This window comes from Acinetobacter sp. YH01003, assembly GCF_013420525.1.
GTDB lineage: Bacteria > Pseudomonadota > Gammaproteobacteria > Pseudomonadales > Moraxellaceae > Acinetobacter > Acinetobacter towneri.
Map to the genome: position 1 here is coordinate 89,928 of NZ_VOXY01000007.1, position 24,885 is coordinate 114,812.

The 24,885-nt window shown below is 42.9% G+C and carries 34 protein-coding genes; 7 read left to right on the top strand and 27 right to left on the bottom strand.

Annotation, left to right across the window (positions count from 1 at the left end):
* Positions 1-5: 5 nt before the first annotated feature.
* The 22 genes from rplO to FTT70_RS08315 all read right to left on the bottom strand — a co-directional run bounded on the left by rplO (position 6) and on the right by FTT70_RS08315 (position 10,314).
* Positions 6-446 (bottom strand): 50S ribosomal protein L15, encoded by a 441-nt coding sequence (gene rplO, locus FTT70_RS08210; protein WP_004974728.1) that lies wholly within the window; start codon positions 444-446, stop codon positions 6-8.
* A gap of 3 nt (positions 447-449) precedes the next feature.
* Positions 450-626 (bottom strand): 50S ribosomal protein L30, encoded by a 177-nt coding sequence (rpmD, locus tag FTT70_RS08215; RefSeq protein ID WP_004786899.1) that lies wholly within the window; start codon positions 624-626, stop codon positions 450-452.
* Positions 627-632: 6 nt separating this feature from the next.
* The gene (gene rpsE / locus FTT70_RS08220) at positions 633-1,130 is read right to left on the bottom strand and encodes a 30S ribosomal protein S5 (RefSeq protein WP_004974725.1); all 498 of its coding nucleotides are present in this window, start codon (positions 1,128-1,130) and stop codon (positions 633-635) included.
* 2 nt (positions 1,131-1,132) lie between these two features.
* Positions 1,133-1,483 carry a 50S ribosomal protein L18 gene (gene rplR, locus FTT70_RS08225; protein WP_004281497.1) on the bottom strand — a complete coding sequence of 117 codons (351 nt, stop codon included), beginning with the start codon at positions 1,481-1,483 and terminating at the stop codon, positions 1,133-1,135.
* Positions 1,484-1,497: 14 nt separating this feature from the next.
* Positions 1,498-2,031 carry a 50S ribosomal protein L6 gene (gene rplF, locus FTT70_RS08230; RefSeq protein ID WP_004974722.1) on the bottom strand — a complete coding sequence of 178 codons (534 nt, stop codon included), beginning with the start codon at positions 2,029-2,031 and terminating at the stop codon, positions 1,498-1,500.
* 16 nt (positions 2,032-2,047) lie between these two features.
* Positions 2,048-2,443: a 30S ribosomal protein S8 gene (gene rpsH, locus FTT70_RS08235; protein ID WP_004974720.1), complete on the bottom strand. Its 396-nt coding sequence runs from the start codon at positions 2,441-2,443 to the stop codon at positions 2,048-2,050.
* Positions 2,444-2,455: 12 nt separating this feature from the next.
* Complete coding sequence (gene rpsN, locus FTT70_RS08240) at positions 2,456-2,761, bottom strand: 30S ribosomal protein S14 (protein WP_004825185.1); 306 nt, start codon at positions 2,759-2,761, stop codon at positions 2,456-2,458.
* A gap of 9 nt (positions 2,762-2,770) precedes the next feature.
* The gene (gene rplE / locus FTT70_RS08245; protein ID WP_004974719.1) at positions 2,771-3,307 is read right to left on the bottom strand and encodes a 50S ribosomal protein L5; all 537 of its coding nucleotides are present in this window, start codon (positions 3,305-3,307) and stop codon (positions 2,771-2,773) included.
* Positions 3,308-3,323: 16 nt separating this feature from the next.
* A complete protein-coding gene (gene rplX, locus FTT70_RS08250; protein WP_004974717.1) occupies positions 3,324-3,641 on the bottom strand; it encodes a 50S ribosomal protein L24 in 318 nt (105 codons plus the stop codon).
* A gap of 9 nt (positions 3,642-3,650) precedes the next feature.
* Positions 3,651-4,019 carry a 50S ribosomal protein L14 gene (gene rplN, locus FTT70_RS08255; RefSeq protein WP_001982634.1) on the bottom strand — a complete coding sequence of 123 codons (369 nt, stop codon included), beginning with the start codon at positions 4,017-4,019 and terminating at the stop codon, positions 3,651-3,653.
* A gap of 91 nt (positions 4,020-4,110) precedes the next feature.
* Positions 4,111-4,368 (bottom strand): 30S ribosomal protein S17, encoded by a 258-nt coding sequence (gene rpsQ / locus FTT70_RS08260; RefSeq protein WP_004974714.1) that lies wholly within the window; start codon positions 4,366-4,368, stop codon positions 4,111-4,113.
* Positions 4,365-4,562, bottom strand: a complete 198-nt coding sequence (gene rpmC, locus FTT70_RS08265; RefSeq protein ID WP_004650482.1) for a 50S ribosomal protein L29 — start codon at positions 4,560-4,562, stop codon at positions 4,365-4,367. The genes rpsQ and rpmC overlap by 4 nt, the downstream gene beginning before the upstream one ends.
* Positions 4,562-4,975: a 50S ribosomal protein L16 gene (rplP, locus tag FTT70_RS08270; RefSeq protein ID WP_004691317.1), complete on the bottom strand. Its 414-nt coding sequence runs from the start codon at positions 4,973-4,975 to the stop codon at positions 4,562-4,564. Before rplP ends, rpmC begins: the two co-directional genes overlap by 1 nt.
* 3 nt (positions 4,976-4,978) lie before the next feature.
* Positions 4,979-5,731, bottom strand: a complete 753-nt coding sequence (gene rpsC, locus FTT70_RS08275; protein WP_004974711.1) for a 30S ribosomal protein S3 — start codon at positions 5,729-5,731, stop codon at positions 4,979-4,981.
* A gap of 1 nt (position 5,732) precedes the next feature.
* Entirely contained in the window at positions 5,733-6,062 is a 330-nt protein-coding gene (rplV, locus tag FTT70_RS08280; protein WP_001982638.1) for a 50S ribosomal protein L22, read from the bottom strand.
* A gap of 11 nt (positions 6,063-6,073) precedes the next feature.
* On the bottom strand, positions 6,074-6,349 hold the full coding sequence (rpsS, locus tag FTT70_RS08285; RefSeq protein WP_004673001.1) for a 30S ribosomal protein S19: 276 nt from the start codon (positions 6,347-6,349) through the stop codon (positions 6,074-6,076).
* Between the two features lie 19 nt (positions 6,350-6,368).
* Positions 6,369-7,193, bottom strand: a complete 825-nt coding sequence (gene rplB, locus FTT70_RS08290) for a 50S ribosomal protein L2 (protein WP_004974706.1) — start codon at positions 7,191-7,193, stop codon at positions 6,369-6,371.
* Positions 7,194-7,204: 11 nt separating this feature from the next.
* Positions 7,205-7,525, bottom strand: coding sequence for a 50S ribosomal protein L23 (gene rplW, locus FTT70_RS08295; protein ID WP_004974703.1), 321 nt, complete (start codon positions 7,523-7,525; stop codon positions 7,205-7,207).
* Positions 7,522-8,124 carry a 50S ribosomal protein L4 gene (rplD, locus tag FTT70_RS08300; RefSeq protein ID WP_004974702.1) on the bottom strand — a complete coding sequence of 201 codons (603 nt, stop codon included), beginning with the start codon at positions 8,122-8,124 and terminating at the stop codon, positions 7,522-7,524. Before rplD ends, rplW begins: the two co-directional genes overlap by 4 nt.
* Before the next feature lie 11 nt (positions 8,125-8,135).
* A complete protein-coding gene (gene rplC, locus FTT70_RS08305; RefSeq protein WP_026438075.1) occupies positions 8,136-8,774 on the bottom strand; it encodes a 50S ribosomal protein L3 in 639 nt (212 codons plus the stop codon).
* Positions 8,775-8,833: 59 nt separating this feature from the next.
* The gene (rpsJ, locus tag FTT70_RS08310) at positions 8,834-9,145 is read right to left on the bottom strand and encodes a 30S ribosomal protein S10 (RefSeq protein ID WP_000070912.1); all 312 of its coding nucleotides are present in this window, start codon (positions 9,143-9,145) and stop codon (positions 8,834-8,836) included.
* Positions 9,146-9,570: 425 nt separating this feature from the next.
* Positions 9,571-10,314, bottom strand: coding sequence for a type 1 glutamine amidotransferase (locus FTT70_RS08315; protein WP_131260587.1), 744 nt, complete (start codon positions 10,312-10,314; stop codon positions 9,571-9,573).
* Between the two features lie 148 nt (positions 10,315-10,462).
* On the opposite strand from FTT70_RS08315, the gene FTT70_RS08320 reads away from it, so the two are divergent.
* Positions 10,463-11,650 (top strand): PLP-dependent transferase, encoded by a 1,188-nt coding sequence (locus tag FTT70_RS08320; protein WP_179988904.1) that lies wholly within the window; start codon positions 10,463-10,465, stop codon positions 11,648-11,650.
* 55 nt (positions 11,651-11,705) lie between these two features.
* Here the strand turns inward: FTT70_RS08320 and FTT70_RS13625 are convergent, their stop codons facing one another.
* Positions 11,706-13,406, bottom strand: a complete 1,701-nt coding sequence (locus FTT70_RS13625; RefSeq protein WP_225543809.1) for a vWA domain-containing protein — start codon at positions 13,404-13,406, stop codon at positions 11,706-11,708.
* Between the two features lie 251 nt (positions 13,407-13,657).
* On the opposite strand from FTT70_RS13625, the gene FTT70_RS08330 reads away from it, so the two are divergent.
* From FTT70_RS08330 to FTT70_RS08350, 5 genes are all read left to right on the top strand, one after another.
* Complete coding sequence (locus tag FTT70_RS08330; RefSeq protein WP_131260589.1) at positions 13,658-15,241, top strand: helicase HerA-like domain-containing protein; 1,584 nt, start codon at positions 13,658-13,660, stop codon at positions 15,239-15,241.
* Between the two features lie 239 nt (positions 15,242-15,480).
* On the top strand, positions 15,481-16,692 hold the full coding sequence (gene hmpA, locus FTT70_RS08335) for an NO-inducible flavohemoprotein (RefSeq protein ID WP_004974691.1): 1,212 nt from the start codon (positions 15,481-15,483) through the stop codon (positions 16,690-16,692).
* A 92-nt stretch (positions 16,693-16,784) separates the two neighbouring features.
* Positions 16,785-17,228 (top strand): Rrf2 family transcriptional regulator, encoded by a 444-nt coding sequence (locus FTT70_RS08340; RefSeq protein ID WP_004974689.1) that lies wholly within the window; start codon positions 16,785-16,787, stop codon positions 17,226-17,228.
* Between the two features lie 130 nt (positions 17,229-17,358).
* Entirely contained in the window at positions 17,359-18,219 is an 861-nt protein-coding gene (gene yihA / locus FTT70_RS08345; protein ID WP_179993942.1) for a ribosome biogenesis GTP-binding protein YihA/YsxC, read from the top strand.
* 215 nt (positions 18,220-18,434) lie between these two features.
* Positions 18,435-18,848, top strand: coding sequence for a VOC family protein (locus FTT70_RS08350; RefSeq protein ID WP_019836869.1), 414 nt, complete (start codon positions 18,435-18,437; stop codon positions 18,846-18,848).
* Positions 18,849-18,926: 78 nt separating this feature from the next.
* On the opposite strand, the gene FTT70_RS08355 is transcribed toward FTT70_RS08350, so the two are convergent.
* Together FTT70_RS08355 and FTT70_RS08360 are read right to left on the bottom strand one after the other, a co-directional pair.
* Positions 18,927-20,168: a dicarboxylate/amino acid:cation symporter gene (locus FTT70_RS08355; RefSeq protein ID WP_180168497.1), complete on the bottom strand. Its 1,242-nt coding sequence runs from the start codon at positions 20,166-20,168 to the stop codon at positions 18,927-18,929.
* Positions 20,169-20,333: 165 nt separating this feature from the next.
* Positions 20,334-21,206 carry an acyl-CoA thioesterase II gene (locus FTT70_RS08360; protein WP_180168498.1) on the bottom strand — a complete coding sequence of 291 codons (873 nt, stop codon included), beginning with the start codon at positions 21,204-21,206 and terminating at the stop codon, positions 20,334-20,336.
* Between the two features lie 304 nt (positions 21,207-21,510).
* Between FTT70_RS08360 and plsB the strand changes: the two genes are divergently transcribed.
* Positions 21,511-24,075 carry a glycerol-3-phosphate 1-O-acyltransferase PlsB gene (gene plsB / locus FTT70_RS08365; protein ID WP_004974675.1) on the top strand — a complete coding sequence of 855 codons (2,565 nt, stop codon included), beginning with the start codon at positions 21,511-21,513 and terminating at the stop codon, positions 24,073-24,075.
* Positions 24,076-24,165: 90 nt separating this feature from the next.
* Here the strand turns inward: plsB and FTT70_RS08370 are convergent, their stop codons facing one another.
* A complete protein-coding gene (locus FTT70_RS08370) occupies positions 24,166-24,501 on the bottom strand; it encodes a type II toxin-antitoxin system HicB family antitoxin (RefSeq protein ID WP_180168499.1) in 336 nt (111 codons plus the stop codon).
* Positions 24,502-24,628: 127 nt separating this feature from the next.
* Positions 24,629-24,885 (bottom strand): zinc ribbon domain-containing protein (locus FTT70_RS08375; RefSeq protein WP_180008849.1); only part of this gene is annotated, 257 nt, incomplete at its 5' end.

Sequence of the window (24,885 nt, forward strand, 5' to 3'; positions counted from 1 at the left end):
GGGGATTACTCCTCGACTTTACCGCCAGCCGCTTCAACAGCAGCTTTAGCGCCTTTAGTCACAGCAACACCTTGAATAGTGAATGCGCGAGTAATTTCACCAGAAAGTACGATACGAGCACGAGCCATATCTTTACGTACAACGTTCGCTGCTTTTAAAGTTTCAAGGCTAACGATGTCGCCTTCCACTTTAGCAAGCTCAGATAAACGTACTTCAGCAGTTTTCAAAGCGATTTGGCTAGTGAAACCGAATTTAGGTAAACGACGATATAACGCAGTTTGACCACCTTCGAATCCAGGACGTGTACCACCGCTCTTACGTGAGTTTTGACCTTTGATACCACGACCACCAGTCTTACCAACGCCAGAACCGATACCACGGCCTAAACGACGGGCTTCACGCTTAGCACCTTCTGCAGGTGCAAGTTCATTTAAACGCAGAGTCATGGCTTATTCCTCTACACTAACCATATAGTAGACTTGGTTGATCATACCACGGTTAGAAGGCGTATCTTGCACTTCTACAGTATGACCAATACGACGCAGACCTAAACCTTTAAGGCTAAGCTTGTGATTTTTCAAGCGGTGCGATGCAGATTTAGTCTGGGTAACTTTAATCGTTTTCATGATTGATTACCCTTGAATTTGTTCTACTGAAAGACCACGTTTCGCAGCAACCTTTTCAGGAGTTGTCATGTCACGCAAACCGTTGAAAGTTGCGTTCACTACGTTTGCAGCGTTAGTAGAACCACGGCATTTAGTCAATACGTTACGTACACCTGCAGCTTCTAAAACTGCACGCATAGAACCACCCGCAATTACACCAGTACCTTCAGATGCTGGCTGCATGTAAACACGGCTTGCACCATGACGCGCATGAATCGGGTGTTGTAAAGTACCATCTGCCAATTCGATAGTGATCATGTTACGACGTGCAGCTTCAAGTGCTTTAGAAATAGCAGCTGGAACTTCACGTGCTTTACCACGACCAAAACCTACGCGACCATTACCATCACCCACAACAGTTAATGCTGTGAAAGAGAAGATACGACCACCTTTAACAACTTTGGCTACGCGATCAACGGCAACCAGCTTTTCAACAAGACCTTCGTTTTGTTCAACTTTAGCCATGATTAGAACTCCAAGCCGTTTTCACGAGCAGCATCAGCCAAGGCTTTGATACGACCATGATATTTAAAACCAGAACGGTCAAACGCAACTTTAGTTACGCCAGCTGCTTTCGCGCGTTCTGCGATTAAAGCACCTACTTTTTGAGCTGCTTCAACGTTACCAGTTGTACCAGCACGTAAAGTAGCATCTAAAGTTGAAGCTTGCGCTAAAACTTTGCCACCATCTGCTGAAATAACTTGAGCATAGATGTGACGCGGCGTGCGGTTTACACACAAACGAGTCGCACCCAATGCACGGATGTGCAAGCGTGTGCTTTTCGCACGACGCAAACGGGATTGTTTCTTTTCGTTCATAAGAACCTCGCGCCTTATTTCTTCTTAGCTTCTTTACGAAGAACAACTTCATCCGAATAACGAACACCTTTACCTTTATATGGCTCTGGTGGACGGTATCCACGGATATCCGCAGCAACTTGACCTAAAGCTGCTTTGTCAGCAGATTTAAGGATAATTTCAGTTGCAGTTGGAGTTTCTGCAGTTACACCTTCAGGAAGGGTGTAATCGATTGGGTGTGAAAAACCAAGGTTAAGGTTAACAACGTTACCTTTTACCGCAGCTTTATAACCAACACCAATCAATTGTAACTTACGTTCGAAGCCTTCGCTCACACCTTTTACAAGATTGTTAAGCACAGCGCGAGCAGTACCAGCTTGCATCCAAGCGTCTTTCGACTCAGCTTTAGGAGCAATAGCTAAAATACCGTCTTCCTGTTTTAGCTCGACCAGCGCATGCAGGTTGAAAGACAATGTACCTTTGCTGCCTTTCACTTCGACCTGCCGGCCGTTCTGAGTAACTGTAACACCGTTAGGTACAGTTACTGGGGCTTTAGCCACACGAGACATGAGGAATCACCTATTATTAAGAAACAAAAGCAATAACTTCACCACCGATACCTGCAGCACGTGCAGCGCGATCAGTCATGATGCCTTTGCTTGTAGAAACGATTGCAATACCTAAACCTTGCTTAACGCTTGGAAGTGCATCTTTACCGCGATACTGACGTAGACCTGGACGGCTTACGCGTTTCACAGTTTCGATAACTGGTTTGCCTTCATAGTATTTTAAAGTAATCGTTAATGTAGGTTTGCCTTCGTTGTCAGCCACTTCTACATTTGCGATATAACCTTCTTGTTGAAGTACGTTTGCAATAGCAACCTTCAACTTAGAATTAGGCATAGAAACAGTTTGTTTCTTTGCCATTTGAGCGTTACGAACACGCGTTAGCATGTCGGCAACGGTATCTTGCATACTCATTTATAGTGCTCCTTACCAGCTTGCCTTAACAACGCCCGGTACATCACCTTGCATTACTGTGTCACGTAATTTGTTACGGCTTAAACCGAACTTACGGAAGTAACCATGAGGACGACCAGTTAAACCACAACGGTTACGAAGACGTACTGGAGACGCATTACGTGGTAATGCTTGTAATTTCATCATCGCTTCGAAACGCTCTTCGTCGCTTGCATTTACGTTTGCAATCGTTGCTTTTAATTCAGCACGTTTTGCAGCGTATTTAGCAACAGTAGCTTCGCGTTTCAATTCGCGATTAATCATACCTTTCTTAGCCATATCGACCTCTTATTTGAACGGGAAGCCGAATGCACGCATAAGCGCACGGCCTTCGTCATCGGTGCGAGCAGTCGTAGTAATGGTGATGTCCATACCACGAATTTGATCAATCTTATCGAAATCGATTTCAGGGAACATGATTTGTTCCTTGAGACCCATAGAGTAGTTACCACGACCATCAAATGATTTCGAAGAGAAACCACGGAAGTCACGGATACGAGGGATCGCGATAGAGATCAAACGGTCTAAGAATTCGTACATACGTTCGCCGCGTAAAGTAACTTTACAACCAATCGGCCAACCATCACGGATTTTAAAACCAGCGATTGATTTACGAGCTAATGTTAAAACTGGTTTTTGACCAGCAATAGCTTGCATATCAGAAAGAGCGCCATCTAACAATTTCTTGTCAGCAGCTGCAGCACCAACACCCATGTTGATGGTAATTTTAGTGATGCGAGGGATCTCCATCACATTCTTAACGCCCAATTGTTCTTGTAATTGAGCCTTAAGTTCGTCGTTGTAACGTGTTTTAAGTCTGGCCATTGCCTATTTCAACCTATTACTTCGCCACCGCCACTGATTCACCATTCGATTTATAAACGCGAGTTTTCACGCCATCAATCGTTTGGTAACCAACACGGTCAGCCTTTTGGGTTGTAGCATTAAAAATTGCCACGTTTGAGATATGAAGCGAAGCTTCCTGCGTTACGATACCGCCTTCAGCGCCCGTAGCACGGTTTGGCTTCTGGTGCTTCTTAACCAAGTTAAGACCTTCGACCTTAACACGGTCATTAGAAACTGACAGAACAGTACCCTGTTTGCCTTTTTCTTTACCTGCGATCACAATTACTTGATCGCCTTTTTTAATCTTAGCCATGATTGCCTCTTATAGAACTTCAGGAGCCAATGAAATGATTTTCATGAACTGTTCAGTACGAAGTTCACGAGTCACTGGTCCGAAAATACGAGTTGCAATCGGTGCTTTGTTGTTATTCAAAATAACAGCAGCGTTATCATCAAAACGGATCACAGAACCGTCTGGACGACGAATACCGAACTTTGTACGTACAACAACAGCATTCATCACGTCACCTTTTTTAACACGTGCGCGTGGAATAGCTTCTTTTACAGTAACTTTAATAATGTCGCCAACAGAAGCATAACGACGATGTGAACCACCTAGTACTTTAATACATTGTACGCGGCGAGCACCACTGTTGTCAGCTACGTCAAGCATCGTTTCGGTTTGAATCATTGCCCTACTCCAAAACCGAGCATCACCGGTCACAATTTCGAAAGGCTCAAAGAGTACTCGAAATTGACCGATGATGCAACAAGAACGTTAATTACTCAGCAGCAGCTTCAACAACTTCAACTAAAGTCCATGACTTAGTTTTAGACATTGGGCGGCTTTCTTTGATGGTTACAACATCACCAATCTTGGCGGTATTGTTCTCATCATGAGCGTGTAATTTGGTTGAACGGCGAATCAATTTGCCATACAACGGGTGTTGAACTTGGCGTTCAATAAGGACAACAATAGATTTTTCCATTTTGTCGCTTACAACTTTGCCAGTTAACGTGCGGACTGTATTTTGACTCATTGCCCGTTCCCCTGTTTTTCGGTAAGGAGGGTCTTGATGCGTGCAATAGTTTTACGAGTAAGCGCAACTTCATGCGATTTACCCAATTGACCAGTTGCTTTCGCCATACGAAGACGGAATTGGTTAAGCTGTTGCTCATCAAGCAAAGCTGTCAACTCTTCTACCGACTTTTCACGTAGATCTTTAGTTTTCATTACATTACCGTCCGAGTCACGATAGTGGTTTTAAACGGAAGTTTAGCAGCAGCAAGCGTAAATGCTTCACGCGCCAATTCTTCGTTCACACCATCAATTTCGTACAAGACTTTACCTGGTTTGATTTGACAAACCCAATATTCCACAGAACCTTTACCTTTACCCATACGCACTTCAAGAGGCTTAGAAGTAATTGGTTTGTCTGGGAATACACGGATAAAGATCTTACCACCACGCTTAATACGACGGCTGATTGTACGACGTGCCGCTTCAATTTGACGCGCAGTCATTTGACCACGTTCAACTGATTTAAGAGCGATAGTACCGAAAGATACTGAGCTACCACGGTGCGCTAAGCCAGTGTTACGGCCTTTTTGCACCTTACGGAATTTAGTACGTTTAGGTTGCAACATGGATTATTCTCCTTTTTCAGCAGAACGATCATTGCGACGACCACGACGCTCTTGACCTTCACCACGACCGCGACCGCGTTTAGCTGGACGTTCTTCAGCAGGTGCTGGGTTCATGACTTGTTTCATGCCACCCAAGATTTCACCACGGAATACCCAAACTTTAACGCCAATCGTACCGTAAGTAGTTTCAGCACGCATAGTTGCATAGTCGATGTCCGCACGAAGTGTATGCAAAGGTACACGACCTTCACGATACCATTCAGTACGTGCAATCTCTGCACCACCTAAACGACCAGAAACTTCAACTTTGATACCTTTAGCACCAGCACGCATAGAGTTCTGTACCGCACGCTTCATAGCACGACGGAACATTACACGCTTTTCTAATTGAGAAGCGATTGCTTCAGCAACTAAACGTGCATCTAAGTCTGGACGGTCAATTTCGTTGATGCTTACTTGCGCAGGAACACCCATAATAGATGTTAATTCGCGTTGTAATTTCTCAATGTCTTCGCCTTTTTTACCGATTACGATACCAGGACGCGCAGTGCTAATTGTTACTTTAGCAGCACCCGTTGGACGTTCGATAAGAATATTGCTTACCATTGCGTTCTTAAGTTTTTTAGTTAAAAACTCACGAACTTGAAGGTCTTTAAGCAAGTATTCAGCGTATTGTTTCGGATTCGCATACCAGTTAGCGTTATGACGTTTCACAACACCTAGGCGGATACCGATTGGATGAACCTTCTGACCCATATCAAACCCCTACCTTAACGGTGATGTGACAAGTACGCTTAGTAATACGATCTGCACGGCCTTTAGCACGTGGCATAATACGTTTAAGGCTCATGCCTTCATCAACGTAAATCGTAGATACTTTAAGGTCGTCTACATCTAAACTGTTATTGTGTTCAGCATTTGCAATTGCAGATTCCAATGCTTTCTTAACTAAAACAGCAGCTTTTTTGTTGCTGAAGTTTAAAATGTTAAGTGCATGCGCAACAGATTTGCCGCGGATAAGATCTGCAACCAAACGTGCTTTTTGTGCCGAGATAGCGGCACCGCGTAATTTAGCAGTTACTTCCATCATAGCACCTATTAACGTTTAGACTTCTTGTCAACACCGTGACCACGATAGGTACGAGTTGGCGCGAATTCACCGAGTTTATGACCAACCATGTGTTCAGAGATAATCACTGGAACATGGTTACGACCATTGTGAACAGAAATTGTTAAACCAACAAAATCTGGGAGGATCATCGAACGACGCGACCAAGTTTTGATCGGCTTACGGTTATTAGCCGCGATTGCCGCTTCAACCTTAGCGAACAAGTGCGCATCGACGAATGGGCCTTTTTTCAGAGAACGAGGCATTGTCAGATTCCTTTACTTGTTACTTAACGCGACGGTCGCGAATAATCATCTTAGTCGTACGCTTGTTGGTACGTGTCTTGTACCCTTTAGCTTTTTGACCCCATGGGCTTACAGGTTGGATACCTTTAGTACGCCCTTCACCACCACCGTGCGGGTGATCAACCGGGTTCATTGCCATACCACGAACGGTAGGACGAACACCACGCCAGCGCGAAGCACCTGCTTTACCAAGTGAACGAAGGTTGCTTTCTGAGTTAGATACTTCACCTAACACAGCGCGACATTCAACGTGCACTTTACGCATTTCGCCTGAACGTAGACGAACGATAGCGTATGAACCGTCACGACCCAACAATTGAACTGAAGTACCAGCAGAACGCGCTAATTGAGCACCTTTACCGATTTTAAGTTCGATGTTGTGAAGAGTAGCACCGATTGGCATGTTACGAAGTGGCAAGCAGTTACCTGGGCGGATTGGAGCATCGTTACCAGATTGAACTTGATCACCAGCACGTAAACCTTTAGGCGCAATAATATAACGACGTTCACCGTCAGCATACTTCAACAATGCGATGTGTGCAGTACGGTTTGGATCGTATTCAATACGCTCTACAACAGCAGGAATGCCATCTTTGTTACGTTTGAAGTCTACGATACGGTAGTGTTGCTTATGACCACCACCAACGTGACGTGTAGTAATGTGACCGTTGTTGTTACGACCACCAGTACGTTTTTTAGCTTCCACCAACGGCGCATAAGGCGCACCTTTGTGAAGATGATCGTGAACGACTTTCTCTACAAAGCGACGTCCTGGAGACGTTGGCTTACATTTTTGAATCGGCATAAATTTCGTCCTTATTCCGCTGCGCTTTCAGCGGTATCGCCCAAGTCAGCCATTTCAACATCTTGGCCAGCTTTCAGGGTGACGTATGCTTTTTTAACATCAGAACGGCGTCCCAATGTACGACCAAAGCGCTTAGTCTTACCTTTAGTGATAGTCGTGTTAACTTTAACAACTTCCACACCAAATAATTGCTCAACTGCTTTTTTGATTTCAAGTTTGTTTGCATTTAATGCAACTTTGAATACTTGAACACCAGCAGTTTCGCCTAAAACTTGTGCTTTTTCTGAAAATACAGGTCCTTGTAGGACTTGATATAAACGTTCGTTGTTCATCCGAGTTCTACCTCAATTTTCTTAGCAGCAGCAACAGACATTACAACTTTGTCGAACGCGATCAAGCTAACAGGATCGATTGCAGTAGCATCAACCACATCAACGTGTGGAAGGTTACGCGCTGCAAGATATAGATTCTCATCTACAGCTTCAGTTACGATCAATGCGCGAGTTGCATTCAAGTCGTTAAGTTTTGCAAGCAACTCTTTAGTTTTAGGAGCTTCAACAGCAAACTCTTCAACCAATACAAGACGATCTTGGCGAACAAGTTCAGCTAAGATACATTGCATTGCACCGCGGTACATTTTGCGGTTAACTTTTTGAGACCAATCTTGTGGACGAGCAGCAAAAGTTTTACCACCACCAACCCAGATTGGGCTACGAATAGAACCAGCACGAGCGCGGCCAGTACCTTTTTGACGGAATGGTTTTTTACCACCGCCAGCAACGTCTGCACGTGATTTCTGAGCTTTAGAGCCTTGACGACCACCAGCTAAGTAAGCCGTAACAACTTGGTGTACAAGTGCTTCATTGAATTCACGACCGAACGCAACTTCAGATAACTCAACAGCAGAGCCGGAAACAGTATTTAAATTCACGTTATTTCCCCTCAAGCCTTGATCGTAGGACGTACAGTTACGTCACCACCAGTCGCACCAGGAATCGCACCTTTAACAACAAGAACTGAACGCTCTGTGTCGATAGATACAATTTCAAGACCCTGTACAGTTACGCGTTCAGCACCTAAATGGCCAGCCATTTTTTTGCCTTTGAATACGCGACCAGGAGTCTGGTTTTGACCTGTAGAACCTAGAACACGGTGAGAAACAGAGTTACCGTGAGTAGCGTCTTGAGTACGGAAGTTCCAACGCTTAACACCACCCTGGAAACCCTTACCTTTAGACTGACCAGTTACGTCAACGATCTGACCTACTGTGAACAAATCTACACCGATAGTTCCGCCAACTTCACGACCTTCAAGGTCAGCTTCTGTAGCACGGAATTCTTGAACTAAACGACCAGCAGCAACACCCGCTTTAGCGAAGTGACCTTTCTGAGCGTTAGTTACGCGAGATTCGCGACGTTCACCAGTAGTAACCTGAATTGCTTGATAACCATCTGTTTCAAGCGTTTTGATTTGAGTGATGCGGTTAGGATCAACCTCAATCACTGTAACAGGTACAGAAACACCAGCATCTGTAAAGATACGGGTCATACCGCACTTGCGACCGACTAAACCAATAGCCATGTGCATAAACCTCTAAAAAAGCGGCCTAATTAACTTAGAGTGTTAATTAACCGAAAGCCTTAACCCAATGCAATCTGAACATCAACACCAGCTGCTAGATCTAATTTCATCAACGCATCAACAGTTTTATCTGTAGGTTGAACGATGTCGATCAAACGCTTGTAAGTACGGATTTCATACTGGTCGCGCGCATCTTTGTTTACGTGTGGTGATGTTAAAACGTTGAAGCGTTCGATGCGAGTTGGCATCGGGATTGGACCACAAACTTGTGCGCCAGTACGCTTAGCGGTTTCTACGATTTCTTGAGCAGATTGATCGATCAGACGATGATCAAAAGACTTCAAACGGATACGAATTCTCTGGTTAGACATACCAGTTAACTCCAAGCCAAATATATAAAGAATCACCCTTGACGCATCTCACCCCACTAATTTAAGGCAAGTGTCAAAGGCAGTGAATTATCACTAAGGTCATGATCGATGCCACGACTGTCACGATGTTAACTACTTTCTTCGCAGTTAACCCCCTTGCATAAAGGGTCGCCCATTATAACGATTGTTTAATGCATAAGCAAATCTCTTTTTGGCTTTATTGCTTTATTTTTCACGCTCTGCCGATTTCTCTTTTTAAAATATACGATTAGCACTTTATATATGAGTTAGGCAGCATTCCTATCCAATTATTGAGTGTAAATGTAGGTAATCTGCTTTTTGACCATTTCCTCTACCTTGACAGCGCAAATCATCCTCACCATGACTAACTTTCATTTTTTGTGTTCACTCCACAATCCATGACTTTATTCCCTAAGTTTGCTTTGTGCTAAAACATAATCTATTGCACGATTCATTAATTGGTTGCCTGCCTGAAATTGTGCTGCAGACATCTGTTTTAATTCATGCGCGGGTTGTACATACATGCCTGAAAATGCAGGTTTCATTTCAGCATTGTCCAAAAACAACTGCAAAGCCCGTGGGGTAATTTCTGGATGGAACTGAAATCCTAGTACGTTTTTCCCAATTTGATACAGTTGATTGGTGCAAGCGGCATTACTGGCAAGTCTTACCGCGCCCTTAGGTAATTCAAAAGTTTCGCCATGCCACTGCATCACTGAGATTTGATCAGGCATTTGGAAACAGCTTTCTGGTATATTTTCGACTTTATAGACAGGATGCCAACCGCGCTCCTGTTCAGGATTAGGACTCACTGCTGCACCCAACGCATTGGCAATCATCTGCCCACCTAAACACAAACCGATTGCAGGTTTACCCATCGCCAAATAACGCCTAATCCAGCGTTTTTCTGTTTTTAACCATGGATAATGTACTTCATCATTTACACTCATGGCACCGCCCATCACAATTAACAGGTCAATATCTTCAACTTTGGGTAAGGCTTCAATTTCAATATTTTGCTCAGGCGGTAAAGCAAAAAATTCGGTTGCAGTGATATGCGCCCCCATCTGCTTTAAATAGTCATAGCAACTTCCAAAACCTTCACCTGCACTATGCTGAAAATAATGCACGCTTAGTGGTGCTTTCATCTGGATCATCCTTTGTATTTTCTATACTTCAGCTTCTGCAAAAATAGCGCCAAGTTCAAGGCATGTCTTGTAGTGCAGCTTTTTATAGCCTAAAGCCAGTATTTCTCTTAAGCTAAACTCAATATTTGCTTATTTTCTGAGTGAACCTGTGAAGAAAAATGCTCAAACTGCTTTAATTCATGCACCAAGACGTGCCCCACAATATATTCAAACGGTACAGCCTCCCCTATTTCGTGCATCGACCATTATCTTTGAAAACACAGATGCACTGTTTAATCGACACTGGACTGATGCTTATGATTATAGCTATGGCACACATGGCACACCGACGACCTTTACGTTAGGTGATCACATCGCGCAGATCGAAGGCGGTCTGTATCACCTGCTGGCGCCGAGCGGCCTCTCTGCGATTAATCTGGTCAATTCCTGCTTGTTAAGCCAGGGTGATGAGGTCTGGGTTCCGGACAATATTTATGGTCCGAATATGGAGCATCTGCGTAATCTGCAGCAGCGTTATGGCATTGCCGTCAAGGTCTATAACCCGTTGGAGGTAGAAAGCTTTAGCCCAAGCGATAAAGCCAAACTGTTATGGCTCGAAGCGGCTGGTTCGGTGACACTGGAGTTTCCGGACTTAATTGGTCTGGTAAAAAAAGCCCAAGCCCATAACATTCTGACTGCACTGGACAATACCTGGGGTGCAGGTCTTGCCTTTAATGCTTTTGATTTTGGCAATGAACATTTAAGTGTCGATATGACCGTGCATGCCCTGACCAAATACCCAAGTGGTGGTGGTGACATTTTAATGGGGTCTGTCGTGACCCGTGATCAACACTTACATCATCAACTGTTTCGTATGCATGCCATTCAAGGTATTTGCGTATCGGGGGATGATGTCGCGCAAGTACAACGCAGTTTGGCTTCGATGCAACTACGTTATGAGCACCAAGCAAAAAGCACAATTGAATTACTCAACTGGCTGAAACTACAACCACAATTTGCTCAGGTGTTGCACCCTGCCGATGCCACATCTGCGGGGCATGCGTATTGGAAAGAAATTTGCCGCGATGGACACAGCGCAGGTTTGGTCAGCGTGATTTTTGACAATAACTACAAGTTGCAAGATATTCGCAATTTCTGTGACAGCTTAAAACTGTTTAAGCTTGGCTTTAGCTGGGGTGGTCCTGTCAGTCTGGTCATGCTATATAACTTAAAAGAAATGCGTGTGCTTGAACATTCACATTTGAAGGAGGGTTTTCTGGTTCGTTTCTGTATTGGTCTGGAACATCCGGAAGATCTGATTCAGGATATTCAACAAGCTTTAAAAGTCTTAGCTTAAATATCGACATAAAAAATTGGGCAATTTGCCCAATTTTTTACATTATTGTTTCGCTTTACTTAAAGTAATCATAGCTTACTGAAACAGTCTCACCTGCTTTTGGTAAAGCTGTTCCATAGAACACTAAACTTACGCCAGAATTACTATAAACTAGATCAAAGCCTTGTCGATGTGTTGTATCACGCGCAACATTTTGACCATTTACTGTCACTTTAACAGTTGAAGGTACTGGTACCTGTTTTAAACTAAACTGACTTGCAAGACCGGTTGCTACACGAATAATGTCATCAAATACTACATTCCAGCTTGTGGCATCCGCACAAATTGAAGCAGAAGCCCCACCAGTCAACCGTGCAATCTCTTTAAAATGACCACCGCCCTCTGCTGATCCACCTTGACCATTACATTCGAATCCTGGTGTACTCCAAGAAATTGTAGGATCTGCAAAAGTTGGACGAATATGATCAGATGTACCTACAATCGAAAAGTAGGTAGTGTTTGTAGACAAGAAATAATTTTTATAATCATTAAAATCTCGTCGTGTATAGTTACTATATACTGGACTGGACTGCCAATATGTTTCATTTTCAGGCTCATCTGAAACAAACACCACTAAATTCTTCACGTTTGGACGGTCAAAACCAGTCAAATCTGCTTCACGAACGCAGTAAAAACCTGTTTCAGTAGCTGAACCATAAGTTCCAGGTTGAGCCAAGGTTGCCCACTCTTGCTCTGCATCAGGTGTATTTCTATCAATAAAATTAGTCGTTTTATCTTTTAAAGTTCTAAGCGACTTACATGCGTACGCATCCTGCGTATTCACTGCTAAACGATAATCTACACCTGCTTGATTCAATGATTTAAAGAACTGTGCAGCACCATTAGCCAAGTTACGCTGTTCTTCAGACATTGAACCTGAAGAATCAATATTCCATAAAATGTCAACCGCATTTGCAGATTGTGTTGTTTGAGTAAAAGTTTCTTTTACTGTAGCCACTTCAATAACCGCATTGCTACTTAAAGCACTAGCAATATTCAAATCACCATATACTTGGTTAACTTGATCACTATTACTCGCTACGTAAGTATTTCCCCAAATATAACCTAATTGGTTTGCAAGCCAAAAAGATAGATTGAGACGTAATTTTTTATCACTTGCTTGTACGGCTACAGGAGTAGTAACAGATGAATTTGAATTTAATACAGATAACAACAGATCACGAACTTTAGTCAGTTCATTGGCATTAGAAAAATCAATATCCAAGATTACATTAACCACTTCACCTTGAGCATTCGTAGATACACGATTAGTTAAAATATTGACTTTTGCATTTTGCTGGATAAGAGCATCAGTAAATGCAGCTAAATAGAATTTACTAAATTCATCTAAATTTTGATTTAATACAACGGATCTCACTTTCGCTTGATTCTGTGCCGATGAAGCAGTTAAATCAACCTGTGAAGCAAATCCAGCTGCTTTTGTCACATTATCATCTAACAATAAAACAGTCCGACCTGATGTTAATGCTGTCTCTGTAAAATATTTAGGATTCACTGCACCAAAAACTGCAATATTTGCCTTTTCACTTACTACAGTTGCAACATCTTGAATAGTAGTAAGCGTTTCGTCTGGCTGTTCTGGTGGAACTGGATCAGTAGGCTTTGTAGATATTGAGCTATCTGAATCACCACCACATGCCGTTAAAAATACAGATGTTCCCACTAACATTGCTAATAATTGTTTGTTAAGTTTCATTTATACCCTCTAACCGTTTTCAAACTATTTAATAAAAGCTATTAAATTAAAATTTTATTTTTCATAATGTTATTAAAAATAAAATGAATGGTGAATATTACAAAAAAAATGGATACAATTTCAACAATAAAGTAAAAATACCTTAACATGTAACACAATAAACCAAAAAAGAGGCTTAAATCACGAATCCGTGCATAAGGGAAATTTAAGTATTCCAAAAGACAAAAATTTATATAGAGGTTTTCAAGTCAATGAATACACCAATCGTTATTGCTAAAAAAACCGCCGATACCACACAGGATATCGTGCTGCATTCTCAGCTTGCCAACCGTCATGGCCTGATTGCTGGGGCAACAGGTACCGGCAAGACCGTAACATTAAAGGTACTGGCAGAAAGTTTTTCCCGCATTGGTGTCCCAGTCTTTCTGGCCGATGCCAAAGGCGATGTTTCCAGTCTAGCCAAAGCAGGTAGCATCAGTCCAAAGTTCGATGCACGTATTCAGAGCTTAGGTATCGAAAGCATTCCGTTTGCAGCATCTCCTGTGGTGTTTTGGGATTTATTTGCCGAACAGGGTCATCCAATTCGTACCACCATTTCTGAAATTGGCCCGTTATTATTGGCGCAAATGCTGAACTTGAATGATACCCAAGAAGGCGTGTTGTCTGCGGTATTCCGTATTGCCGATGATCAGGGCTTATTGCTGATTGATTTTAAGGATTTAAAAGCCATGCTGACCTATGTCAGCGAGCATGCCAGTGAATTTAAAGCCGAGTATGGCAATCTTTCTCCGGCCAGTTTGGGTGCGATTCAGCGTAATTTACTGGCTTTAGCCGATCAGGGCGGTGATAAATTCTTTGGTGAACCAAGTTTGGATATTTTGGATTTTATTCAAACTGACAGTCAGGGACGCGGCAATATTAATGTTTTGGCTGCAGACAAACTCATGAACACGCCAAAACTGTACGCCACCTTTTTATTATGGATGTTATCAGAACTGTTTGAACAATTGCCTGAAGTGGGCGATATGGACAAGCCAAAACTGGTGTTCTTTTTTGATGAAGCACACTTGTTATTTGACAATGCCAGCAGCGCGCTACAAGAAAAAATTGAACAAGTGGTACGCTTAATTCGCTCTAAAGGCGTGGGGATTTATTTTGTGACCCAAAACCCGCTGGACTTGCCTGAAAGCGTATTGGGACAATTGGGTAACCGTGTTCAGCATGCCTTACGTGCTTTTACACCCAAAGACCAAAAAGCAGTAAAAACTGCCGCAGATACATTCCGTGCCAACCCAGACTTTAAAGTTGAACAAGCCATTACCGAACTTGCGGTAGGTGAAGCCTTAATTAGTTGCTTAGATGAACAAGGCACACCACAAATTGTAGAACGTGCTTGGGTAATGCCACCCTACTCATCGTTTAGCCCAATTAGCACAGAAGAACGTCAAGCCTGTATCAGCCAAAGTGTTATTGCAGGTGTTTATGAGCAGCAGCTAGATCGTGAAAGTGCTTATGAAATGCTGCAACAAAAAGTTGAACAACGTCAGCAACAAACGGCAGCAGCAGAACAAGCTAAAATTGAAGCCAAAGAAGCTGAAGCTCGCGCCAAGCAAGAGGCTAAAGAGGCCGAGGCACTGGCCAAACAACAAGCGCGCGAGCAAGAACGTCTAGCCCGCGAACAGCAAAAAGAAGCAGAACGCGCTGCCAAACAGCGTGAAAAACTGACTCAGGATATTGTGGGTACCTTTGCCAAAAGCGCAGCACGCAGCTTAGGCGGTTCTACAGGGCAGAAAATTGTACGAGGTTTGTTAGGGTCATTATTTGGTAAGAAATAGCATGTTATAAACGATGAGGTTTGTATAGATTTCATTCATGGATGCACCATCCAAAACCTAAATGAACACTTACAAACCTCTCGCTGTCACATCTACAAACCCCATAAAAACTTTAAAAATAATGGGATATTTTTATAATCCATATTTTTTTTAAGGTTTCACAAAAAAATGTTTGCAATCCTTATTTATAAGATGTATTTTGAATACATCTTATAAATAACAGCCATGAGAGATCGAACATGACTCCACAGCAAATTGACCTTGTAAAAGCAACTGTTCCTGTACTCCGTGAAAATGGTGTCGCACTGACTGGTTATTTCTATAACCGCATGTTGGGGAATAATCCTGATCTAAAAGAAACCTTTAACATGGGTCACCAACGTAGTGGTGCGCAGGCTCAAGCGCTTGCAGGTGCTGTATTGGCTTATGCTGAAAACATTGAAGATCCTTCTGTGCTTGCGCCTGTGATTGAATTGATTGCCCACAAACACGTGAGCTTAAACATTCAAGCACCTGACTATAATATTGTGGGCGAAAACCTACTTCACTCTATTAGCGAAGTATTAAATATTTCAATGGAAGATCCTCTAATTGATGCATGGGCAGCTGCTTATGGTCAGTTAGCAGAAGTGTTTATTAATGCTGAACGTGCAATCTACGAACAACACGAACAAACTAAAGGCAGCTGGTTAGGCTGGCGTAATTTCAAAATTGCCAAGAAAGTTGTAGAAAGTGACGAAATCACTTCAATCTACTTCGAGCCAGTAGATGGTGGCGATTTACCAAAATACGAAGCAGGTCAATATATTTCAGTACGCGTATTTGTACCTGAACTTGGCTTGAAGCAACCACGTCAATACACGCTATCGACTAGCCCACAACAAGATTACTTACGTATTTCTGTAAAACGTGAGCCAGGCAATGGTGCAGATAAAGTTGCAGGTTGGGTATCGAACGTATTGCACCAATTACCAGAAGGTTCTGAAGTTGAAGTATCTGCACCAACAGGTAACTTCTTCCTCATCGACAGCAACAAACGCAATGTCTTCATTAGTGGCGGCGTTGGCTTAACACCAATGATTGCAATGTTGAATCAATTGGTGACTTTAGATGTGCCACAACCTGTGACATTTATTCACGCATGTCGTAGCAAACAAGTACATGCCATGAAACAGCATCTCCAAGACTTAACTGCAAAATGTCCACGTATTCATACGTTGACTGCGTATGAGTTCCCGAACGAAGGTGATGTACTGGGTCAAGATTACGATGTTGCAGGTCGTTTAGACCTCAGCACTGTAGATGCAGCGCTGTTACCAGCCGATGCAGATTACTACTTATGTGGTCCAATGCCATTCATGGCAGAACAGCGTAAAGCTTTACTTGCGCGTGGCATCAAAGATGAGCAAATCCATAGCGAAGCGTTTGGTACAGGTGGTGTTCGCCACTAATCTAAAGCGTTAAAAGCTAATAGGTAAGGCTAGTCTAGTTATGCTAGACTAGCCTTAATTTATTTGTATTTAAAAAAAACATCTGTGCGATCATGCAATTAAATAAATTCACCGACTATGCGCTGCGTATTTTAATGTATATCTCGCGTCCTCGAGATGTACCCTATACCATTGCGGAAATTGCACAGGATTTGCATGTTTCCCAGAACCATCTGGTAAAAATCGTTCACTTTATGGGTAAGCAAGGATGGCTAATTACCACTCGTGGTAAAGGTGGCGGGATTCGCTTGCATCCTGAAGCATTGCCTTTGCGTTTAGGTCATGTGGTGAGAATCCTGCAAGGTGAAAATCAAATTGTAGAGTGTAATACCCCGCCCTGCGTGCTGCGTGCGCAATGTGGACTAAAAGGCATTCTCAATCAGGCAATGGAACAGTTTTATCAAAGCTTAGATCAATACAGCTTGGGTGAAGTGCTACAGCCTGTACCCAATTTACAGTTCAGTACACAATCTCCAATCCCGCTGATTCATCTTTAAAGTAACTTAAACGGTCAAAGCAATATCATCCTAGATGTTGCTTTTTTCGGGCATTCAGGGCGCAAAGGTCGCTTGCCTGTATGACTTGCTTTATAATGCCTGTTTGTAGACCATGAATTGAAGTTAAGTTATGCACCATAGCAGAGGAAAATCGAAAAACAGTAAGGCAGCAGCACAGCCACGGCAGAAAATTAGCTACGAGAAAAAAGTAGACCCTGCCATTACTGAATACTCTGTTCGCGCCTTAAACTGGCTGCGTAAAGCCGAGTTTTTAATGAGTGCGCCTAAACTGAATTTATGTGTAGAAGATACTGGCTACGAAGTGGCTTTTGCAGGACGCTCCAACGCAGGTAAGTCCAGTGCAATTAATGCTTTAACCAATCAAAAACAATTGGCACGTGCTTCTAAAAAACCGGGTCGTACTCAAATGATCAACTTCTTTAGTTTGGGCAACCCCGAACAGCGTTTGGTCGATTTACCCGGTTATGGTTATGCAGCCGTACCTGAAGCCATGAAAATTGTGTGGCAAAAAGAACTCGAAAATTATTTGATTCATCGTAAAAGTTTACAAGGCTTGGTGTTACTGATGGATATTCGCCATCCCTTACAGCACTTTGATGTGATGATGCTGGAGTGGGCATATTCACGTAAATTGTTCGTGCATGTATTGCTCACCAAATCGGACAAACTCAACCGCGGCCCTGCCAATAAAGTATTGCTTGAAGTCAAACAGCAGTTGAAAAAGATGAAACTAGATTTCTCGATTCAATTATTTTCATCACTCAACAAACAAGGTTTGGAAGAGCTTGCGAGTGTGATGGGCGGTCGTTTGAACTTCACCTTAGAACAAGCGCATCAATTTGATTTAGACAGCATTCCAGAAGCGACTGGCGATGATGTTGATGTTGATGTTGATGTTGATGTTGATGTTGATCAGCCTGAATCTTTAGATATAGACGATCCAGCCACATCTGATACCAAAACCAAATAGTCCGTTAAATTACTGACTATTGGTCGATAACATAAAGTCCTATTCGTTCAATCTCGAATAGGACTTTTTATTTGTATGTCCACTTTCAGTTTTACGCCGTAATCACAATCTCTCTCACCACCAAAGTTGCACTTTACAACGCAGCCAGAAATGCCCTACTGTCAAGATCATAACAATTAGACATTAAACAATTACATGCGATAAGGAGATCAAACATGCAAGCACACATTTCAGTGATTACCTTAGCGGTAGAAGATTTACAACGTGCACTCGACTTTTACCGCGACGGCTTAGGACTTGTAACTGAAGGCATTATTGGACAGGAATTTGAACAAGGTGCGGTGGTCTTTTTTGAACTGCAAGCAGGCTTAAAACTGGCTTTATGGTCTAAACAAAGTTTACAACAAGATACAGGCTTAACAGGTACAGCCAGCAGTGCTGCACAAATCACTTTAGGACATAATGTACATAGCCCACTCGAGGTCGATCAGGTATTGAAACAAGCAAAAAATGCAGGTGCGAAAATTTTAAAACCTGCACAGAGCACCTTTTACGGCGGTTATGCAGGTTATTTTCAGGACTTAGATGGTCATATTTGGGAAGTGGCCTACAGCCCATGTTGGGATTAATCTGCTTTGGCTCATGTCTTTACATAGCACAATAAAACAGGATGATGCTGAAAACTTGATTCGATTTTAAACCCATTATCAAGAATGCAGTGCAGGGTCATCACGAGTATGCCGATCGACCACCACACTAATCATCATATCGCCCTGCACATTGACCACAGTACGCACAGTATCCAACAAACGGTCGATCGGCAATAAAATCGCAATCGCTTCTGCAGGCAAGCCCACCGATTGTAATACCATAATCATCGTCACCATACCTGCGCTTGGAATACCAGGCGCGCCCAAAGAAGCGATCATGGCTGTGGCACAGACAATTAATTGCTGTCCTAAACTTAAATCCAGCCCCATTAAATTGGCAACAAACAAAGCCGCTGCAGCTTCATACAATGCCGTTCCATCCATATTCAGTTGTGTACCTAACGGGATCACAAAGCCTGCAGTTTGCGGACGCACACCTAAATTTTCCTGCGCACATTTCATCGAAAGTGGCATAGTGGCAGAACTGGAACTGGTGGCAAAAGCCGTAATTAAGGCAGCACGTGTGCCTTTAAAAAAGGTGATCGGATCCATTTTGCCAAATATCCACAACAGCAAAGGCAAGACCACCACACCATGAAAAATCGTGGTGCCCGTGACCACCGCAGCAAATTCTGCTAAACGGCTCAGAACTGAAATATCTTCAGTTGCGACCAACTTTGCCAATAAGGCAAAAATCCCAAAAGGCGCTAATTTCATTACCCAGCCAATCATCAACATCATAATTTCAAAAAATTGCTGACTGAGTTTACGCACGGTTTTAAAGTGCTCCCCACCTTTGACCAGTGCCACACCCACCAATAAGGCGAAAATCACCACGGCCAAAACATTACCCTCAGCAAAAGCTTTAAACGGGTTGATTAAGGTGTTTTGAATAAAATTGGTAAAAAACGAAGACGGCGTAAGCGTGTCTGGGGTTTGATGCTGCGCCATAGCATCTTGAAACATCACAATATCTACGCCTTTACCGACTGCAAATAAATGCGCACACGCCAAACCTAAAATTAAAGCCAAAGTCGTGGTGGTGACACAACACGCCAACGTAATTTTCCAGACCCGACTCAATTGCCCCACAGCCTGCAAGTTCGACACACCGACCACAATTGAGCTAAAAATTAGCGGGATCAGTAGCATTTTTAATAAACCAATAAAAATACTGCTCATTAAAGCAATGCCATACAAACTGGCGCTAAAAAATGTGCTGTCTGGAAATAGATTCAGAACAAAACCAAACACCACACCCAAAATTGCGGCAATTAGAATTTGTGTATTGAGGCTCATACGCAATTGAGTTTTTTTAATGTGATGTGTGGACTATGCCATGTGACTGAAATTGAATCGAGTATTATTTTTCTGGTGCACTTTGGCGAGGTTCAAATCGCGCCTCAGGATGTAAAAAAGCCGACTTAAATGTCGGCTGATGAATGTAGATTTTAAAGGCTATATTTATTGCGTTTCGATTTCACGTAAACGAATCAAACCTTCCTGACTGGTGCTACACACCAATTCACCATTTTGCCACATGCGTCCAAAGTTCAAACCACGCGAACTGGTGCTAATGGTGGCTTCCATGTCGTACAGCATCCAGTCATCCACACGGAACGGTTTATGGAAATACATGGCATGGTCAATACTGGCACATTGCATACTTGGCGATAAATAGCTCAAACCATGCGGACGCAGCGCTGTGGTCATTAACGTGAAGTCTGAATAGAATGCAGCAATTGCCTGATGCAAAGACACTTCATCCACCTCTGGTGAAATGCTGTCATGGGTACGAATGTAGTGTGCATAAGCAGGTGCCTCAGGCTGTGGCAAAAACGGATTGCTCGGATTAATCGGGCGAATCTCCACCAAGCGATCACGCATAAAACTGGCACGTACGTTTTCAGGTACAAACTCGACAATATGCTGTTTGAGTTCCGCTTCGTTTTTTAAAGCTTCTGCTGCAGGATAGTTTGGCTCTGAAATTTGATAATTCAGACCGTCTTCCAACGGCGCAAAGGACACCATCGCAGTAAAAATGGTACGCCCATGCTGAATGGCACGTACTTGACGGCTAGAAAAACTTTTACCATCACGCAAACGGTCAACTTCATAAATAATAGGTGCGTTGACATCGCCACCAAACAAGAAATAGGCATGCAATGAGTGCGCAGGACGATCAGTGGTATAAGATGCAGCACGTAAAGCCTGTCCCAAAACCTGTCCACCAAAAACACGTTTACCCACCAAGTTACGACTGATACCTCGGTAGATATTTTCTTCTAACTTTTCTAAACAAAGAAGTTCAACCAGCTCTTGTGTGAGTGCGTTCATAACTAACCTATGTATGGCGGAAATTGGGGATGCGGGATCGAAGTCGATGAAAAAATAAATCGTCAAAATAAACTGACTATTTTAAGCCTGCTATTTTGCCATAGATTCTGCATCTTTTACCCATCAAAGACTGACCGCTGTGTCACAACTTAGCCGATCAATTTTGCTAAAAATACGATTTTTAACGATAAAATCTAACAATATTCATGCAAATTATCTAAAAATGCAGCGCGATTATTAGATACAATGACGCAAAATAAATTCCCTACTGGCTAGGGACTTAGGTGATGAAGTAGGAGTGAGTATGTCCAAGCGTGGTTTTGGTCAAATGTATCGTCAGCTTTCTGGTAAGCTGCTTGACCTTGTGGTGACACCGCATGTTTTGGGTGAAGTCCCTGTCAAGGATGCGCAAAGTGTAGACTCAAATGCCACTCGCACCAAGATAACTTGCTACGTATTGCAAAATCACTCACGCAGCAATGCCTTGGTGGTCGATGGCGAAACACGTCGCTTAAAACTCACGCCTGCGCTTGATCCATTGGTGATGGGTTCACATAAAGAAAAAGCCTCGATTCTGTTTTTACAGCATCACGATGAGAACAACCTACTCAATCCACCACCTTATGCTTTTCCGCCACGCTTGTTACGTTTAATTGAACAATTAGAACAACACCCAGAACTTGATATTGAATTGGTACCTGTGACCGTGTTGTGGGGACGTTCTCCAGACAAAGAGGATTCGTGGTTTAAACTACTGTTTACCGATACGTGGGCAACGCCTGGCACAGTCAAGCAGTTAATGAATATTGGGGTGCATGGTCGTCAGTCTTATTTGGAATTTCACGAGCCACAATCATTACGCGCTTTAATTGAACATGCCAAAACTGAGCATCCGAACCTGTCGCCTGCGACCTTTATTGTTAACACTCTAAATAATTACTTAGATGGACAACGTGAAGTCGTACTTGGCCCAGACTTGTCTGACCGCCGCAATGTCATGCTCAGTCTGATTAAATCTCCCGATGTGCAAGATGCCATTCGTCGTGAAAGTTTACGCAGTAAAATTAGCGTGATTGAAGCCGAGCGTCGTGCGATTGGTTATTTAAATGAAATCGTGTCGGACTACTCTCATGCAGCGGTACGCTTTGCCGATATGGCACTGACCCGCTTATGGACACAATTGTACGATGGCGTGGAAGTGCATAATTTTAGTACCGTGCGCGAACTGGCCAAAGACTATGAAATTATCTATACCCCATGTCACCGCAGTCATATCGACTATTTATTGCTGTCTTATGTGATTTACAAACGCGGCATGATGGTGCCGTACATTGCTGCGGGCGATAACCTGAATATGCCATTTGTAGGTCAATTGCTTCGTGGTGGCGGTGCGTTTTTTATCCGTCGTACTTTCCGTGGCAACGGCTTATACACAACCGTCTTTAAAGAATATTTATTCAGTATTTTGTCGCGTAACACGCCGCTTGAATACTTTATTGAAGGTGGACGTTCACGTACAGGCCGCTTGTTGCCACCAAAAACAGGCATGCTCGCCATGACCATTCACAGTCATTTGCGTGGTCGTGCTAAACCGATTGCTTTTGTGCCAACTTATATTGGTTATGAACGCCTGATGGAAGGTTCAACCTATGTCGGTGAAATGCAAGGCAAGCCAAAAGAATCTGAATCGCTAATGGGCATTTTAAAAACCATGCGCAAGATTGAACGGATTTTTGGCAAGGTGCATGTCAATTTTGGCGAACCTGTGTTTTTAGATGATGTTCTAAAACAACACGATGCCGAACACATCAGCATTGAAAAAAATGATGATCCTATTCCACCACAAGTGTCAGATGCAGTGAATACTTCAGCACATGCGATTTTGGAAAACATTAACCGTGCTGCGGTAATTAACCCGGTATCTTTGTTATCGCTGATTTTACTGGCAACACCAAAACATACCTTGGATGAAGAAATTTGTGTGAAGCAGTTAGACACTTACCGTAATCTGCTCACTGCCCTGCCTTATGATGAGCGCACTCAAGTCACACCATTATCAGGTAAAGAAATTATTGCCTACGGCTTAAAACTCAAACTGATTAAACGAGTGCAGCACGTTTTGGGCGATATTATCGCGATTGAAGACCATCAGGCGGTGTTACTCACCTACTTCCGCAACAATATTTTGCATGCCTTTGTCTTACCATCTTTAATTGCAGCATTGGTGAAACATAATGGTTCGATTCGTCGTGGCGATTTAATCAACGTCATCCGCACCTTATATCCGTTCCTGAAAGCCGAGTTGTTCTTGAAATGGCAAGATCAGGAACTCAAAGAACGGATTTGTGCCTATGTAGAAGCGTTAATTCAGGCCAAATTGATTTCTGAAGATGCGGAAGGCAACTTAATTTCACCTGCACCAAATAGTGAAGACCATAACCAGTTGGTAGTATTGGCTGCACCTGTAATGCAGAGTTTAGAGCGTTATTACATGACACTGGCGCTGATTACACAACGCGGCTCAGGCAATATTTCGGCACGTCAGGTCGAAGAACTCAGCCATTTGGTCGGTCAGCGTTTGTCGGTGCTGTATGAATTCAACTCACCTGAATTCTTTGACAAAGCCTTGTTCCAAAGCTTTATTAAAGTCTTAACTCAGCAAGGTTATATCAGCACCAACAGTGACAATGCGATTGTGTTTGATGATAACTTTAAAAACGTCGCACAATACGCCAATTTGGTGTTGGATGATGTGACTTTACAGATGCTGCAACACATCACCACCTTTAGCGATGAAGAATTGCGTGAGGCGTTAGAGGCTCTTGCTGCACAACAGGCGAAGAAACGCTTAAAACGTAAGAAGAAGTAATTTTCACACAAAAAAACATAGCGATCTGTATAGCAATAGGTCGCTATGCTTTAAATTGAATATAGAATAAAGTTTATAGCATTGATAAAATCATACACCTAAGCGCATTAATTTCTCTTGAATTGCATCACTCACAAATGCATTCAAAGAACTCTCCTCCGAAGCTAAAACAGCTTTGCGATGTAATTCAGGACTGATACGAACATTAAATGTTCCCTTGAATGGCTGATCAGGTTTCTTCCCTAATTCTGCACAAGAATCTAAATATCCATCTACCGATTCCTGCAAAGCTTGCTCAAGTGTTTTTAAGGTTTCAGCCTCATAAGTAATAAGATCTCGAATGAACGCCAATTTTCCAAACAACTCACCTGTTTCAAGGTCTGGTTCAATCGTCCCGAGATAACCTTTGTATTTAAAATAACTCATAAAAAACCCTCCTGCTTGAGTGCTTGCTTTACAGCTTTCAATGCCCCACCTTTGATTTCATTTTCAGGGTGAGGTCGATGCAGTAAAATCATGTGCTCGGTTTTGAGGTTTTGACATCCTCCCCCCCTTAAAAGAGGGTGATTCCTACAGCTAGACGCTTATGCCCAAGCGCAAGAATGTTTAAAGCTGAGTTTATATCTCGATCATGAGCTGTACCACAGCTCATGCACTCCCATTCTCTTATTCCAAGATCTGTCCTACCTTTGGGACTACTTGAGGTGATCTCACCGCAGCACGAACAGATTTGGGTGGTATAGGCTTCTTGGACTTCTTCAAACAATACGCCTGCGTTCTCGCATTTATACTTGAGCATTGTTTTTAGTG